The following is a 15,060-nucleotide window of genomic DNA, read 5'->3' as shown; positions in this document are numbered from 1 at the left end:
CTGAGACCGGCTAAAACATGAAACGCCGCATGCTGATGTTGAGCAGGATGCCGACCCCGACCATCGAGGTTACCATCGAGGTCCCGCCGTAGGAAAAGAAGGGAAGCGGTACCCCTACCACCGGAAACAGCCCGATCACCATCCCCATGTTGATGACGATGTGCCAGAAGAGCATCGCGGAGACGCCGACCGCCATCAGCGAGCCGAAACGGTCGTTACAGCGCTTGGCGATACCGAGCCCCCAGAAGATCAGGAACAGGTACAGGGTAAGCATGACCAGGCAGCCCACGAAGCCCCACTCCTCTGCGAAGACCGAGAAGGCGAAGTCGGTGTGCTGCTCGGGGAGAAAGCGCAGCTGCGACTGGGTACCGTGCATGAACCCCTTGCCGAAGGTACCGCCCGAACCAACCGCGATCTTGCTCTGGATGATGTGGTAGCCGCTCCCCTGGGGATCGAGGTCGGGGTTCAAAAAGTTGTAGATGCGCTTTTTCTGGTAGTCGTGCAGGGCAAAGCGCCACCCCAGGAAGATGGTCGGAATGGCGGCAGCAGCCATGGTGGCAAGCGCCGACCAGCGCACCCCGACGAAGAGCAGCATGGTGCCGGCGATGAGCGAGACCAGGATGGCGGTCCCCAGGTCAGGCTGTTTCATGATGAGGAGCGCCGGGGCGCCCAGAAGCGCCAGCGGGTAGAGCAGGTCCCTCAGGGTGAGTCCCTGGAAGACGGGGTAGCGACTGAAAAACCGCGCGAAGGTCATGATGATGACGATCTTCATTGGCTCGGAGGGCTGGACGGTGAAAAAGCCAAGGTGGATCCACCGAGTGGCCCCCATGGAGGTCTTGCCGGCCACCAGTACCAGGACCAAGAGAATCAGCACTGCCCCGTAGAGCCAGTAGGCGAAGTCCTCCAGCATATGGTAGTCGATACTGCAGACGGTGAGGCAGAGCAGGATACCGGCCACGGTCCAGTAGATCTGCTTCAAAAAGTACGGCGTACCGATCTCCCGGTACGACGAGGAAGCGCTGTAGATGTTGATCACCCCAAACCCGGTGATGAGCAGCACCAGGGCCAGAAGGGTCCAGTCGAAGTTGGTGAAAAGCCTGCGGTCAAACATGAAATCCCCAGGAATCGGGTGCCAGGCACCGCGCTGTGGTCAGGGCCCGCCGCAAAGACGGGCTGTGTCGCTATTCGGTTTCTTCCTCTGCCGCCGGTGTCGTTCCGGAATTGCCGGCATCCCCTGCCTGCTCTCCCTTGGCTTCCTGCTTGGAAACCGGCTTCTTGATGACACCTTTCCCCTCGAAGTAGGCGCGCAGAAGTTTCCCGGCAATGGGGGCCGCGGCGGAGCCGCCGTGTTCGCCGTGCTCGACGATGACAGCCACGGCGATCTCGGGTTTCTCGAGCGGAGCAAAGGCCACGAAGAGCGCGTGATCCCGGAACTGGTAGGGGACCTCGCCCTTGCTGTCGCGCATCTTGACGACCTGCGAAGATCCGGTCTTGCCGGCCACCTTCACCTCGGCAAGCCGGGCCATACCGCCGGTGCCGTGCGGCTCGTTGACCACTGCGAAGAGCCCCTCCTTGATGAGCTTGAAGGTCGAGGGCTTGATGTTGGCCCGCCCTACCTGCTGCGCCGGAAACTCCTTGATCGGCTTGCCGTCCAGGTCGACGATGCGCTTCACCAGGTGCGGCTGGTAGATCACCCCGTCGTTGGCGACGGTGGCGATCATCGAAGCGAGTTGTACCGGGGTGGCCAGCACGTAGCCCTGGCCGATCCCGACCGAGAGCGTCTCGCCGGAGAACCACTTGGTGCCAAAGCGCTTTCTCTTCCACTCCTCGGTGGGGATCACGCCCCCCTTCTCGTTGTCCAGCCCGATCCCCATCGGGGCACCCAGGCCGAACTTCTTGGCGTAGGCGGCGATCCGGTTCACCCCGAGCCTTTCGGCGAGTTTGTAGAAGTAGACGTCGCAGGACTCCCTCAAGGCCTTTCTCAGCTCGACGTGGCCGTGCCCCTTCTTGTCCCAGCACTTGAAGGTCGCGTTGCCGAACTTGTAGTAGCCCGGGCAGTCCACCGAGCTGTGGGCGTCGATGAGCCCCTCCTCGATCCCGGCGATGGCCGTGATGATCTTGAAGGTGGAGCCCGGCGGGTACATACCCTTGAGCGCCTTGTTTTCCAGCGGGTGGCGCTTGTCCTCGAGGTACTCCTTCCACTTGTCGGGGGGGAGCCGCCCGGTGAAGAGCGCCGGGTCGAAGCCGGGATTGCTGGCAAAGGCGAGCACCTCGCCGGTGTTGACGTCGATGGCGACCGCCGCACCCGCCTTGTCGCCAAAGGCCTGCTCGGCGATCTTCTGCATATCGAGGTCAATGGTGAGCATGACGGAGTTCCCCACCGTGGAGGCGGTCTCCTCGACGGTGCGCAGGAAGCGGCCGCGTGCGTCCACCTCTATCTGGCGCCCGCCGTCGGTGCCGTGCAGGAAGGTTTCCCAGCTCTTCTCGATGCCGCTTTTACCGGTGTAGTCCCCGGCGTTGTAGTCCTTGTAGCGCTCGTTCCCGAGTTCCTCCTCGGAAACCTCGCCCAGGTACCCCAAAAGATGCGAGGCGAGTTCGCCGTTGGGGTAGGCGCGCACCGGCTTCATCTCGATGTTCACGCCGGAGAGGGAGAGGCGGTTTTCCTCGAGGTACTCCATCTGGTCGCGGCTTATGTTGGAGGCGACCACCAGCGGGTAGTACTTCGCCCTCCCCTGCCCCTTGTTCCACTTGTCCTGGATCTCCTTGGGATCGAGCTTCAAAAGCCGGGCGAGACTGGAGACCAGCTGTTCGCGGTCCTTGACGTCCTTGGGGATCACCGCAACCGAGAACGAGGGGGTGTTGGAAACCAGTACCTTGCCGTTGCGGTCCAGGATGGCACCGCGCGGTGCGGCTACCGGGACGAAGCGCAGCCGGTTGTTCTCGGACTGGTCCAGGAGGTTATCGGTGTCGATCATCTGCAGGTACCAGAGCCGGGACAAGAGCAGGAAGAACATGGCGAAGGCGCCAAAGGAGATCCAGATGATGCGGCGGGAACCGTCGCCGTCGGGGATGATGCCGCTGTGTGCTTTCATCGCGCCTCCTCAACGGCAGCGCGCCGAAACATGAAGAACAGCGAGGCGGCGAGCGCGTTCACCAGCGCCTGGGGAACCAGGACCGGCAACAGCGAGGCGTAGACCCCTTTGGAGACTGAGAAGATCACCAGCATGACCAGGTTCAACAGCGCGCAGAAGAAGGTCCCCAGAAAGACCACCAGGACCAGGAGTGCACGGTTGTCGGTGTAGAGCCGGTCGGCGACCTGGGAGAGGAGTGTGTAGAGACAGAGGTAGCTGAAGGCGTGCAGCCCGAGGTAGATACCGCTGAAACTGTCCTGCAGAAGACCCAGGGAAAAAGCCGCCAGCGCCGCAAAACGGTGCTGCAGCTTGAGTCCCAGGTACACCACCAGGATAATGAGCAGGTTAGGTTGGAAAGGGTCCTGCAGGTAGCGTGGCAGCAGAGTCATCTGCAGCAGCAACGCGGCCAGGACCAGGCCGACAATCTTGAGGTAACGCATCAGCTTTTACCGCCTGTGGGGTCTAGTCATGAGGTTGTTTAAGCAGCACCAGCATCTCTTCGAGTCTGCCGATGTTCACCGTGGGGCGCACCTCGATGGTCTGAAATACGCCGTACTCCCCCTTCTTCACCATGGTCACCTCGCCGATCGGCACCCCTTTCGGGAACACCCCGCCGATACCGGAGCAGATGACCGCATCCCCCACTTTAACATCTTCATCTTTAACCGTGAACTCCATTGAGCAGCGGCCGCCCCCCATGCCGCGCACTACGCCGCGCGCCCGGGAGCGCTGCACCATGGCGGCGATCGCCGAGGCGTGGTCGGTCAAGAGCAGCACCCGCGAGCTGTGCGGCGCCACCTTCACCAACCGTCCCACGGCGCCCCCCGCGGCCAGCACCGGCATCCCCTCGGCGAGGCCGTCGGCACTGCCGCGATCGACCACCAGGGTCTTGAACCAGGCAGAGGAGTCCTCGCCGATCACCGAGACCGCAACCGATGGCGTCTCCTGGGTCCCCTTCAGGCTCAACAGGGCCTGCAGCCGGGCGTTGGCCACCACCGCCTCGTTCCCGGCCAGGATACGCTCGTTGAGGCGCTTCACGCTCTTTCTCAGGGCGATGTTTTCCTGGCGCACCTGGACCAGGTCGAGGTAGTCACGCCAGATCCCCTCCACGAAGTTGTCCGCGGAGGCCACCGCGTTGGCGAACGGGGCGGTCACGGCCATCACCGAGCGTTCCACCGGGTTGGCGTGTTCCTTGTTGCGCAGGTTGAGTGCGTAGATCAAAAAGGCGGTCACCAGGAAGGTGGCGGTGATCAGGAAGCGTTTGTAGCGCAGTAGCAGCTCTTTCATTCGGTCTCAAAAATGGCTTAGGGGGCCGCCGAGCCCCCTATGAAAATATCCTCGCAAGTACTGTGGATCCGTGGACTGGCGCCCTACTCCAGACGAAACGGGGAATCCGCCTCGTCCTCGTGCCGGATCTCGTCGACCTTCTCGTGCTTCCCCGATCCCGCGTAGAGCCGGTTCGGTCCGTTGAAGACGATACCGTTTTCGTGGCTCACGTTCTTGTAGGCGTGCACCACCCCCGGCGGCACGATCAGCATGGTCGGGGCGTCGACCCCGGCAAAGAAGAACTGTTTGACGCCGAAGGTCGGCGAATCCTCGCGGGCGTCCCAGAGGTACACCTTGAAGTTGGCCGGGCCGATAAAGCAGAAGTAGTCGGTCTGGTCCACGTGCTCGTGAGGACCGCGGGCCACACCGGGCTGGGTCATCGAGATGTAAGCCATGGTCGGCAGGTGCTCCGGCGCCAGCTCATCGGAGCGGAACAGTTCGGAAAGCCAGCCACGCTCGTCGAGAAACTTGGTCAAAGGGCGAGTCATCACGTCGTGGATGCGCCCCTTCTGGTAGGTTACGGGTTTGCTCATGCTCGGGTCCCTCCCCCGCAGAGTTCGGTCTCGTTATAGACCCGCTGCAGGTAGTCACGGTAGGATGATTTCGGGGTGTTGGCAATGACGGCTGCCATGCCCTTGCAGTCCAGGTACCCCATACGCAGGGCGATTTCTTCGAGGCAGGCGATCTTGAGCCCCTGACGGGCCTCCAGTGTGCCGATGAAGTGCGAGGCCTCCAGCAGGCTTTGGTGGGTGCCGGTGTCCAGCCAGGCGATGCCGCGTCCCAGCTTCTGCACCGAGAGTTCGCCGCGCCTGAGGTATTCGAGGTTCACGTCGGTGATCTCCAGTTCGCCGCGAGGCGAGGGCTTAAGCGCCTTGGCGATCTCGACCACCTTGCCGTCGTACAGATAGAGCCCGGGAACCGCGTAGTTCGACCTGGGGCTTGCGGGTTTTTCTTCGATGCTCAGCACCTTGCCGTCGTTGTCAAAGTCGACCACGCCGTAGCGCTCCGGATCCTGCACGTAGTAGCCGAAGATCTTGGCGCCCTGCTCGAACTGGGCGATCAACCGGTCGAGCTCCATCTTCCCGTAGAATATGTTGTCGCCCAAAATCAGGCAGACCGGCTGCCCGGCCAGGAACTCCTCGCCGATCACAAAGGCCTGGGCGATCCCTTTCGGTTCGGGCTGTACCGCGTAGCTCAGCTTGATGCCCCAGCGGGAGCCGTCACCCAACAGGGCCTGAAAGCGCGGCGTGTCCTGGGGGGTGGAAATAATCAGGATATCCGAGATGCCGGCCATCATCAGGGTGGCCAGCGGGTAGTAGATCATCGGCTTGTCGTACACCGGCTGCAACTGCTTGCTCGCCACCATGGTGAGTGGATAGAGCCTGCTTCCGGCCCCACCTGCGAGCAATATTCCCTTCTTGATACCTGCCACCATAATCGCCGCTCCAGACGCTAAAAATCACATTAAGAAACTATTTTTTCTACCATAGGGTTGCATCCGGAGTCAAACAGTAAACAGGGAATCTACCGGGTAAAGATCCCCTTCCCATGCGGATTGCGCCAACGGGACCGGGGAATAGGCGGGAAAAGCCGGTCTGGCCCCGGGAACGAGCGGCTGAGGCAGCGGACGCGACGGTCAGGAAATCAGGCGTTCCTTGAGCTTCTCGTCGATGAAACTCTCTTCGATCGCCTCGCGTGCCCAGGATTCCTTGCAGCGGGCCAGCACCAGCGCGGCACCTTCGGCGACCGCGGGGATGTCGCTCCAAAGGGCGTTGCGGATTGCGCGCAACCGGTGCGTGTCGCTTTCGCGGGAGCCGGCCAAGGTACGGCAGGGATCGCACAAAAGCGCCAGGTTCTCCTCGGCGGGTTCGTCGTCCGGGCGGTATTCCCAAAGCTTCAGGCCGTCGTTTCCCGCGCACCACTCGCAGCGAAAGCCGGCACGCTTGCCGACGTTTTTCCCGAAACGCTGCACCGCCTCGAGGTGTTCCTGGTGCACCTGCTGTCCCTTTGCCATGCATCCCTCCTCAGACCAGCGCGCCCCTGCCGGCCACAGCCACCCAGTTTAGCAGATTTGACAGCTACATCAACGATTTTCATGGGTAAGGCCGATCCCGGTCCGGTAACGAGTTTTGGCTGGACAATACCCCTAACACTATGATTCCATGGGCGCCCGGGTGCAGCACCTCGTCAAGGGGGGCGACACCTTGAACAGTCAACCGGGAGGATTCATGAAGTTACCGCAGCCGCTCGTCTCCGGCACCCTGATACGCCGCTACCATCGTTTCCTGGCCGACGTCGAGCTGGAGGACGGCAGCGTCATCACCGCGCACACCCCGAATACCGGGAGCATGATGGGGTGCGCCATCCCGGGGAGCCGCGTCGCCCTGTCGCTGAGCCCCAACACCGCCCGCAAGTACCGGCACAGCTGGGAACTCGTCGAGGCCAACGGCATCTGGATCGGCATCAACACCCAGCTTCCCAACCTCCTGGCCCGCGAAGCCATCGAAAACGGCACAATCTCGGAACTCTCCGGCTACCAGTCGATCCGCGGCGAGGTCGCCTACGGCGAGGGGAGCCGCATCGACCTTTTCCTTTCCGGCCCGCAGGGGTACTGCTACGTCGAGGTGAAGAACGTGACCCTGGTGGAGCAGGGGCGCGCCCTCTTTCCGGATGCGGTGAGCGCCCGGGGGCAAAAACACCTGAGAGAACTCATGGAGATGGTGCGCCAGGGGCATCGTGCGGTGAATCTCTTCGTGGTGCAACGTGCGGACGGCGACTCGCTGGCACCGGCAGATCACATCGACCCGGTCTACGGGAAGCTGTTGCGCGAGGCGGCGCGCTCCGGGGTGGAGCTGCTCGCCTACCGGGCGGCGGTAAGTCCTGTGGAGATCCGCCTGGAGCGCCGGCTCGCGGTCGAGCTCTAGGAGCAGCTCCACGTTGACAAGGTAGCAGTTGGGCGCTACAGTTGAGCGTATTTTTTTCCGGAGGTCACATGAGAATCCCCAGGTTCACCGTCTACGCCAAGGAGAGCGGGGTCGAGATCTCGGCGACCGAGAAACGCCAGACTGGAAAACCGGACGAGGGGCGTATCGCGCTGCGTTTCTTCCGGCTGGCCAGCGGCAGCCACCAGATCCGCTTCGTGGTAGAGCCCTGGGAGGCCTTCGAGCTGCATCGCAAGATCCTGGCGGTGCACGCCACTCCGGGCAAAGAGGGGCTGACCCACAAGTTCGACGGCAGCGAAGGTGAAACCGTTACCAAACTTTTTGTCGAGGGGTACGAGCGAAACGGCAAGAAGGGGTACGCATTCTCCATCCAGCGTGCCGAGGAGAGCATCAACGTGGCGGCGCCGCAGGGGGAGTTCCTGTTCGCGGCGGAGTTTTTGAGGCAGCTTTCAGTGGCCCAATCCTGGGTTGAGCAGGCGGAACGATGACAGCGACGGTATCAGCGGCAGCAAAAGGCACCAACCTCGGCACAACACACGGCATCTCCCGGATCGCCCACCCTCTTCCCTGCAGCAAGACCCTTCATCTGAGCATCGACAGCAAGCTAAGCGACGTCGCCCTGGTCGGCCACGCCGTGCGCGGGGTATGTGCCTGTTCCCCCTTGAGCGAGGAGGCCTACGGCGAGATGGAAGTCTGTGTCGTCGAGGCCGTGAACAACGCGATCACCCATGCCTACCGGCGCCAGGACGGCTTCAAGGTGGAAACCGCCATCACCCTGCACCCAGACCGGATCGCCTTCGAGGTCAGCGATTTCGGGACCTCGATCATCGACTTCGCCCCGCGTACCCTGGAATTCGACCCCGAAGACATCGGCTCACTTCCCGAGAACGGCATGGGGCTCTTCATCATCGAGACCATCATGGACGAGGTGAGCTACCGCACCGAAGACGGCCGCAACACCCTCTCCTTCTGCCGGTACTTCACCCAATCGAGCGCTCAGCCCGTCCCGTCAAGAGCCCCCGACCTCCAGGTCACGCAGTAAGCCGCCGGAAACGTCCGCCCTCCCCTGTCACCCCACTCTGGTTCCCCGTCCAGGCGCCCCAACCAAGCCAGTTGAAATAGCCCAGCAGGTCCCGCTCCCGGAGTTTTTCGAAAGTTTTTTCCGTGCCTGCAGTACAGGAAAAACCGTGTTCAGATGAGCTGTTGCCCACCCTCCTCTCAAGCGTTTCTTTCAGGGGCTCATCGTCAATCGTCAACTGTCAATCGTCCCTTGTCTTTCTCAGGTTCCCAGCAAGAACTCGAAGTCTTCCCGTCCCAGAGACTGTCCGGCGTCGCTTTCCGCGTCTTCCAGAAGAGCCCGGTACAGTTTCAGCTTCCGCTTTTTGAGCTCCATCATCTTCTCTTCGATGCTGTGGCGCATCAGGAGTCGGGTGATAGTCACCTGGCGCTGCTGGCCGATGCGGTGCGCCCGGTCCGAGGCCTGGTTTTCCACCGCGGGGTTCCACCAGGGATCCAGGTGAAAGACGTAGGAAGCGCGGGTCAGGTTGAGTCCCCGCCCGCCCGCCTTGAGACTCAGCAGAAAGACCGCCGGCTCGGCCGAATCCTGGAAGTTCTCCACCAGCGCCTTTCTGCGCGACACCGGGGTGGAGCCGTCCAGCCGAAAGTTCTGGATCCGCTCACCGTTGAGCGCCTCCTGCACCAGGTCGAGAAACGAGGTGAACTGCGAGAAGACCAGGACGCTGTGCCCTTCGGCGAAGAGTTCCTGCACCTGCTCGATGAGAAACTCGATCTTCGGCGAGGCGTCGTGCGCATCGGTCAACATGAGGCGGGAAGAGAGACAGATCTGGCGCAGCTTGAGAATGGCGGTAAGCGCGATGATGCGGGCCTGCCCCGGCGCCTTCGAGGCGTAGGCCTCGGCGACGGTGGCCTTCACCTGCGCCACGGTGCGGGCGTAGAGCGCCTTCTGGCGAGGGCTCATCTCGAGGTAGAGATCGGTCTCCACCTTGGGCGGGAGCTCGGCCGCGATCATGTCCTTGGTCCGCCGCAGGATAAAGGGACGGGTGCGCCGTACCAGGAGGTCCAAAAAGGCGCTCCCCTCGCGCCCCATGCCGCGACGGAACAGCTCGTAGTTCCCGAGGAGCCCCGGCAGCGCCAGATCCATCACCGAGTAGTACTCACCCAGATGGTTCTCTACCGGGGTACCGGTGAGGGTGACCTTGAAACGCCCCTTGAGCCGGCGTACCGCCCCGGTGGTCTCGGCGTGGATGTTCTTCACCGCCTGCGCCTCGTCGAAAACGACGACGTGGAAGTTCAACTTGGCGAGCTGCTCGACGTCGCGCTGGATCACGCCGTAGCTGGTCAGCACCAGGTCGAAGCCGTGGAATTCAGCCTTCCTCCCCTGCCCCCGGTACACTCCTACCTTGAAGCCTGGATAGAACCGGGCGATCTCGCTCTCCCAGTTGAAAATGAGGCTCGGGGGGACCACGACCAGGTGCGGCACATCTCCTGACACCTCGGACGGGATGATCCCTTCCTTCAAACCGGCCATGAGGGCAATGGCCTGGATGGTCTTGCCAAGCCCCATGTCGTCGGCCAGGCAGGCGCCGAAGCGGTGCTGGTAGAGAAAGGCGAGCCAGCTGTACCCTTCGACCTGGTAGTTGCGCAGGGTTGCCTTGAGCCCAGCAGGGACCGCAGTCCGCTCGATGCTCTGGAAGTTAAGCAGGCTGTCGATGATCCGCTCTTCCTGGGGGGCGAGAAGGACACGCACGCCGCTGCGCCTGAGCACGATCCAGTCGAGGATCTGCAGCCGGGGCACCCGCACCACTTCGCGCTTGGCGTGACCTGCAAAGAGCGTGAGGGCGCGGCTGCTCTCTTCGTCCAAAAGCACCATCTGCTCGCCCTTGCGGAACAGGCCGCCCCCCTTGACCGCCTCCTGGAACTCGCGTTCGTCGACCAATTCCCCCTCGAAGCGGATCTCGGGTCGCAGTTCGAACCAGTCGATGGAGCTGCGGGTGGCGTCCAGGGTGAAGGACCAGGTCACCGTCTCCAGCTCCTCGCCGCCGATGGCCAGACCGAAACTGCCCGCCACGCACTGCTCGCGCAGCCGGGAGAGCCCCTTCAGGAAGGTCTTGCGGTCCAGGTACATCTCGCCGGGTTCGGTCGCACCACTGAAGATCTCGGCACCGAAGAGCTGATAGGGGATCTCGAGCAGTTGGGCCTGGCGTACCCCGTCCACGGCAAGCCCCAGCCAGCCAACCTCGGAGAGCTGCAGCAGGGTATGCGGCTCCCCGGCGGTCTCCCAGAAACCGTTCACGATCTGGCGTGCCTCGGCTCGTACCCCGCGTTTGGAGAACTCGGGGGTATCGAGGGCAAGCCGCGCGATCCGCTCGCGCTCGGATCGGGTGTGCCCGGCCAGCGCGCTGAAGCAGGCGTCGAAGATGGCGGCCACCCTCTTCTTGGCCCGCAGCGGCTGGGGATGGTGCTGCCGTCCCGCGGCAGGGAAGAACCAGAAGAGCTCCCGGGAGAGCGGGAACCTGACCTCTTCGGCAACCCCTTCGGCCATCAGGTGCACCGTGTCGCCCAACTCCTCGATGTTCAGGCGGTACAGGGGGTGGAAGCTGCGCAGCTGGCAGCGTGCGCCGTCGCGGGTCAGCACCGCCCGTTTCAAGAAGGCGGAGAGTTCGGCATCTTTCAGGGTGAACTGCAACCGGTTGAAATCCTCGGCACTGGCAATAAAGCCCTGCGGGTCGTCGGTGCAGGAACTCTCCGGAAGCGCCGCGAGTGCCCCGGAAAGCCTCTGGTAGTAGCGCTCGTGCCCGGCCTCGGCGAGCTTCTGGATGCGGCCCTGGCGCAGGTCGAAGTAGTAGTGCTCGGACACGAAGGACTCGTCGTCGAAGAGAGTGCCGTCGTCGAGGCTCTGCGAACCGCGCAGTTCTCCGCGGCGCAGGTCGAGGTGCACCAGCACCGAACGCAGCGCCGTGCTGTCCAGACGCAAGGGGACGAGCCCCTGGTCGCCCGCATAGCAGATCGGGTAGCGCCCCTGGAAGCGGGTCACGAACTCCTCGATGCAGCGCCCCCCCAGAGCCGGAGAGGACAACAGGCGCAGAAAATCCTTGAGCGAGGCGGGAAGTCCGCTGTCGGCAAGCGTCACCGGTACCCCTTCCTGGAACAGGCGCAGCTGGACCTCCCCGGCACAGCGCTCCACGATGAGGGCGTACGGGGCGTTCAGATCCGCCTTGACGACGGGGCTCTCGGTGGCAGGTGCGACCTGGGTCAGTTCGCGGCGGATCCCGTCCAGGTACTTGGAGGGGAGCTGCAGCATGGGAAACGAGGTGGGGGATACCGCCTTTTTCAGGGTTGCGAGGGAGGCGACCAGGTGGGGACAGCGCCCCTCGGGGCTCCAGACGCCGCAGTCGCAGGAACCGGATAGTTCCCCCTGCTCCAGCGAGAACGAGACGTTGAAATCGTTGTGGACGGCGAAGGTGAGGTTGAGCACGGCGCCGTCTTCGCTCCAGGCAAGCCGGGAGATGGGGCGCTGTTTGCAGAGTTCGAAGCCGTTGAAGAGCTGTCCCTTGGCCGCCAGAGCGTACACGGCCGAGGCGGGCATCTCCAGGAGATGCCGCAAAAGCGCGCTGCTCTTTCTATTAGGCGTGAGTTCTCCCAAGGGTCACCTCGTCAACGAACCGCCTATGCTATCAAAAAGCTGTCCTCATTACAACAGGCCCTGTCGTCGATTCCGGTACAGTGCCTGCGGGGTCACCCGTGGCGGGATACAGGCCCGGCTCAGCTGCCGTTTCAGCCGGTCGTGGCGCGTGGTTGCCAAGGGTTCAATGAGAGGAAAAGAGAAATGAAGAAGGTGCGGGTGGTGCGGCGAGGCCCTGAAAATAAAAAGAGGGACGGCGCGTACCGTCCCCAAAAAGGAGACCCTGGAGATTTCGAGGTGATTTCTCTGTGGGTTACTTAAAGGTATCGGCCCCGGCTGCGGCAACTTTAGAAATATTTTGTAAGGTACCTCAAGGAGGTGCCGACCCGCACACTGGCGCACCGGATCCCGGGATTCGGCACTCCGGGGTGGGCGGGGCCGCGGGCTCGCCGCAGCCAAGGGCGAAACTATCGATGATCCAGCGGGCGATGCTGCGCTCCGGCGGCAGCGAGTCGGGCATCCTGTCGGCAGTGAACCACTGCGCGTCTTCCAGTTCGTCGCCATCCACGGTGATCTCCCCGGAGGCGTAGTCGGCCACAAAGCCGGCCATCATCTGGCTCGGGAAGGGCCAGTTCTGGCTCCCCACGTAGCGGATGTTACTGACACTCAGGCCGGTTTCTTCGAACACCTCGCGCTCCACGCACTCTTCGAGCGACTCGCCAAAATCGAGAAAGCCGGCCACCAGGCTGTAACGCCCCTGGGGCCATTCCGGCTTGCGGGCCAAGAGGAACTTCTCGCCGCGCCTGATCAGCACGATGACGCAGGGGTGGATATGGGGGAAGTGTTCGTGGCCGCAGCCGGTACAGCGCTTGCCCCAGGTGAGCCGGATGCGCTTCATGGTGGCGCCGCACTTCGAGCAGTGCCGGCTCATGCGCTCCCAGTAAAGGATCTGGCGCGCCAGGCCGTAGAGGGTCATCAGGTCGAACGGGAGCTCGGCGGAGGAGACTGCCTGGAATTCGGGGGTGAGCACCTGGTCGGGTGCCACGGTCATCAACCGGACCGGCTCGCCGTCCCACTCGCCAAAGAGCAGCGGCGTCCCCTGCATGGTAAAGCTGGCGGGGAGGTCGCCCCGATAGAGGGCGCCGTTGTCGAGGATCAGCGCATCCCCCTGCAGAAAGACCCAGTACCCCGCGGCAGTCTCGTCCAACTCGCCGGGTTTGCGCTGGGTGAAGCGTTTTTTGATGATCTCGCCGTTGAAGGGGAGATGGACAGCGTCGGGAAATGCCATATGCAACTCCTGTCGGTGCGTTTCGGGTAGTAGGCCATCATACAGAAACGGACGAGGGAATCAATGCCATTTCGGGGCTGCCGGCGGCGAGCCAGTGAGATGCATTACGGCAGGTGAGGGTCAGTAGTCGAACGATCCCTTGCGCTCGGCGAGGTATCTCGCCTTGTTCAGCGCTCCCGCCCGACATTCCAGCAGGAAACCTTCCAGCACCTTGAGCAGCTCGTTGGTTAACGTTTCGATTTCCCTCAGTTCCTCGTCCATAGCACACCCTCCCACCGGGTCCCGGGCGGCGGTTCCGTCGAGGCCGCCACATACCCACCTCATGAAATAGACCACATGTTGTCATATATCGGCAGGGCTGGATGGTACTTTAGAGTTTTTTCAGGGAAGTTCGCCACCTTGGGGACCACTGATTGCCCCCCCTTTTAGCTTGCATTGCCAAGCCTCGATATGCTAACTCTTTTTCCTTTAAGCAGGCCAGCGCAGCACACCGGAAAAGTATTTGATTCTGCGGTGCTAGGCGCAGGCCGCGGGTGGCCCCGGGTCACCGTCGAAACCTTACCTTGCAGGAGAACCGTGTGAACAGTGAACGTCGATTGCCGGCGGAGTGGGAACCCCAGGACGGGGTGCTTTTGGCCTGGCCGCATGAGGAGAGCGACTGGCACCCCTACCTGGAGCTGGTGGAGCCGGTATTTGTCGAGATTGTGAAAGAGATCAGCCGCTTCGAGCAGGCGGTGATCGCCGCCCCCGACCCGGAACGGGTACGTGGACTTCTGGAAGCAGCCCAGGCGAACCTGGAACGGGTTCGGGTCTTCCAGGTGGAGACCAACGACACCTGGGCCCGGGACTTCGGCCCGATTGCCGTTGAGGAGGGCGCAGCCCCTCGGCTCCTCAACTTCGGCTTCAACGGCTGGGGGCTCAAGTTCCCCTCGGACCTCGACAACCGGATCAACAAGAAGCTGCAATTCCACTCGGTCTGGAAGGCGCCACTGGAAACCGTCGGGCTCATCCTCGAGGGGGGGAGTATCGAAAGCGACGGCAGGGGGACCATCCTCACCACCGAGGAGTGCCTGTTAAACGACAACCGCAACCCGCACCTGACCCGCGAAGAGCTGGAGCAGGAGCTGCACGGCCTGTTCGGTAGCGATCGCTTCCTCTGGCTTGCCAACGGCTACCTGGCCGGCGACGATACCGATTCCCACGTCGACACCCTGGCGAGGCTCTGCCCGGACGACACCATCGCCTACGTCCGCTGCGACGACCCCGATGACGAGCACTACCGTGCGCTCGCGGCGATGGAGGCCGAGATCGCCGTCTTCCGCACCAGGGACGGCAGACCGTACCGGATGATCCCCCTCCCCTGGCCCCTGGCCCGCTTCGACGAGGAAGGAACACGGCTTCCGGCCACCTACGCGAACTTCCTGGTGATAAACGGCGCGGTACTGGTGCCGACCTACCAGGACCCGAACGACCAGGCGGCTTTACAGGCGATCGGCCAGGCCTTCCCGGGGCGGGAGATCGTGGGGATCGACTGCCTGCCGCTCATCCTGCAGCACGGCTCCCTGCACTGCGTCACCATGCAGCTCCCCAAGGGAACCCTGATCAGGTAGGCTGGGAGACAGGAGGTCCGGGAACCACAGCCCCCCTACCTCGACGGGAGGGGGCCGGGAGGTGGGTGAAGCTGCCACCGGCAATGAAGTGACACTTTCCCCCTTCACCCTGTCCCTCTCC

The 15,060-nt window shown here is 62.9% G+C and carries 14 protein-coding genes; 4 read left to right on the top strand and 10 right to left on the bottom strand.

All coding sequences use genetic code 11. The annotated features are described in order from the left end of the window. Window positions 1-10: 10 nt before the first annotated feature. From rodA to H7688_RS13715, 7 genes are all read right to left on the bottom strand, one after another. A complete protein-coding gene (rodA, locus tag H7688_RS13745; RefSeq protein ID WP_183361728.1) occupies window positions 11-1,111 on the bottom strand; it encodes a rod shape-determining protein RodA in 1,101 nt (366 codons plus the stop codon). Window positions 1,112-1,181: 70 nt separating this feature from the next. After that, window positions 1,182-3,092: a penicillin-binding protein 2 gene (mrdA, locus tag H7688_RS13740; protein WP_183361727.1), complete on the bottom strand. Its 1,911-nt coding sequence runs from the start codon at window positions 3,090-3,092 to the stop codon at window positions 1,182-1,184. Then, window positions 3,089-3,574: a rod shape-determining protein MreD gene (mreD, locus tag H7688_RS13735; RefSeq protein WP_183361923.1), complete on the bottom strand. Its 486-nt coding sequence runs from the start codon at window positions 3,572-3,574 to the stop codon at window positions 3,089-3,091. Before mreD ends, mrdA begins: the two co-directional genes overlap by 4 nt. A 19-nt stretch (window positions 3,575-3,593) precedes the next feature. Further along, on the bottom strand, window positions 3,594-4,418 hold the full coding sequence (gene mreC / locus H7688_RS13730) for a rod shape-determining protein MreC (protein ID WP_183361726.1): 825 nt from the start codon (window positions 4,416-4,418) through the stop codon (window positions 3,594-3,596). An 83-nt stretch (window positions 4,419-4,501) separates the two neighbouring features. After that, window positions 4,502-4,990, bottom strand: coding sequence for a dTDP-4-dehydrorhamnose 3,5-epimerase family protein (locus tag H7688_RS13725; protein WP_183361725.1), 489 nt, complete (start codon window positions 4,988-4,990; stop codon window positions 4,502-4,504). Then, window positions 4,987-5,892 carry a glucose-1-phosphate thymidylyltransferase RfbA gene (gene rfbA, locus H7688_RS13720; protein WP_183361724.1) on the bottom strand — a complete coding sequence of 302 codons (906 nt, stop codon included), beginning with the start codon at window positions 5,890-5,892 and terminating at the stop codon, window positions 4,987-4,989. The genes H7688_RS13725 and rfbA overlap by 4 nt, the downstream gene beginning before the upstream one ends. A 201-nt stretch (window positions 5,893-6,093) precedes the next feature. After that, on the bottom strand, window positions 6,094-6,471 hold the full coding sequence (locus H7688_RS13715) for a hypothetical protein (protein ID WP_183361723.1): 378 nt from the start codon (window positions 6,469-6,471) through the stop codon (window positions 6,094-6,096). A 214-nt stretch (window positions 6,472-6,685) separates the two neighbouring features. Between H7688_RS13715 and sfsA the strand changes: the two genes are divergently transcribed. From sfsA to H7688_RS13700, 3 genes are all read left to right on the top strand, one after another. After that, on the top strand, window positions 6,686-7,381 hold the full coding sequence (gene sfsA, locus H7688_RS13710) for a DNA/RNA nuclease SfsA (protein WP_183361722.1): 696 nt from the start codon (window positions 6,686-6,688) through the stop codon (window positions 7,379-7,381). Between the two features lie 68 nt (window positions 7,382-7,449). Beyond that, window positions 7,450-7,887, top strand: coding sequence for a hypothetical protein (locus tag H7688_RS13705; RefSeq protein ID WP_183361721.1), 438 nt, complete (start codon window positions 7,450-7,452; stop codon window positions 7,885-7,887). Continuing rightward, entirely contained in the window at window positions 7,884-8,441 is a 558-nt protein-coding gene (locus H7688_RS13700) for an ATP-binding protein (protein WP_183361720.1), read from the top strand. The genes H7688_RS13705 and H7688_RS13700 overlap by 4 nt, the downstream gene beginning before the upstream one ends. 237 nt (window positions 8,442-8,678) lie before the next feature. Here the strand turns inward: H7688_RS13700 and H7688_RS13695 are convergent, their stop codons facing one another. The 3 genes from H7688_RS13695 to H7688_RS13685 all read right to left on the bottom strand — a co-directional run bounded on the left by H7688_RS13695 (window position 8,679) and on the right by H7688_RS13685 (window position 13,590). Continuing rightward, entirely contained in the window at window positions 8,679-12,062 is a 3,384-nt protein-coding gene (locus tag H7688_RS13695) for a DEAD/DEAH box helicase (RefSeq protein ID WP_246329807.1), read from the bottom strand. A gap of 349 nt (window positions 12,063-12,411) precedes the next feature. Beyond that, window positions 12,412-13,329 (bottom strand): NAD(+) diphosphatase, encoded by a 918-nt coding sequence (gene nudC / locus H7688_RS13690; RefSeq protein ID WP_183361719.1) that lies wholly within the window; start codon window positions 13,327-13,329, stop codon window positions 12,412-12,414. A gap of 120 nt (window positions 13,330-13,449) precedes the next feature. After that, window positions 13,450-13,590 (bottom strand): hypothetical protein, encoded by a 141-nt coding sequence (locus H7688_RS13685; protein ID WP_183361718.1) that lies wholly within the window; start codon window positions 13,588-13,590, stop codon window positions 13,450-13,452. Window positions 13,591-13,907: 317 nt separating this feature from the next. Here H7688_RS13685 and H7688_RS13680 point away from each other — a divergent pair, with 317 nt between their 5' ends. After that, window positions 13,908-14,939, top strand: a complete 1,032-nt coding sequence (locus H7688_RS13680; protein ID WP_183361717.1) for an agmatine deiminase family protein — start codon at window positions 13,908-13,910, stop codon at window positions 14,937-14,939. Window positions 14,940-15,060: the final 121 nt, after the last annotated feature.

This window comes from Geomonas limicola, assembly GCF_014193675.1.
GTDB classification, from domain to species: domain Bacteria; phylum Desulfobacterota; class Desulfuromonadia; order Geobacterales; family Geobacteraceae; genus Geomonas; species Geomonas limicola.
Note: the sequence above shows the minus strand (reverse complement) of the source record. Positions and strands in the feature narration are given on the sequence as shown.

Bases quoted from the DNA above. Each gene is read 5' to 3' on its own strand.
- rodA (WP_183361728.1), bottom strand. From the start codon at position 1,111: ATGTTTGACCGCAGGCTTTTCACCAACTTCGACTGGACCCTTCTGGCC.
- mrdA (WP_183361727.1), bottom strand. From the start codon at position 3,092: ATGAAAGCACACAGCGGCATCATCCCCGACGGCGACGGTTCCCGCCGC.
- mreC (WP_183361726.1), bottom strand. From the start codon at position 4,418: ATGAAAGAGCTGCTACTGCGCTACAAACGCTTCCTGATCACCGCCACC.
- H7688_RS13725 (WP_183361725.1), bottom strand. From the start codon at position 4,990: ATGAGCAAACCCGTAACCTACCAGAAGGGGCGCATCCACGACGTGATG.
- rfbA (WP_183361724.1), bottom strand. From the start codon at position 5,892: ATGGTGGCAGGTATCAAGAAGGGAATATTGCTCGCAGGTGGGGCCGGA.
- H7688_RS13715 (WP_183361723.1), bottom strand. From the start codon at position 6,471: ATGGCAAAGGGACAGCAGGTGCACCAGGAACACCTCGAGGCGGTGCAG.
- sfsA (WP_183361722.1), top strand. From the start codon at position 6,686: ATGAAGTTACCGCAGCCGCTCGTCTCCGGCACCCTGATACGCCGCTAC.
- H7688_RS13705 (WP_183361721.1), top strand. From the start codon at position 7,450: ATGAGAATCCCCAGGTTCACCGTCTACGCCAAGGAGAGCGGGGTCGAG.
- H7688_RS13700 (WP_183361720.1), top strand. From the start codon at position 7,884: ATGACAGCGACGGTATCAGCGGCAGCAAAAGGCACCAACCTCGGCACA.
- nudC (WP_183361719.1), bottom strand. From the start codon at position 13,329: ATGGCATTTCCCGACGCTGTCCATCTCCCCTTCAACGGCGAGATCATC.
- H7688_RS13685 (WP_183361718.1), bottom strand. From the start codon at position 13,590: ATGGACGAGGAACTGAGGGAAATCGAAACGTTAACCAACGAGCTGCTC.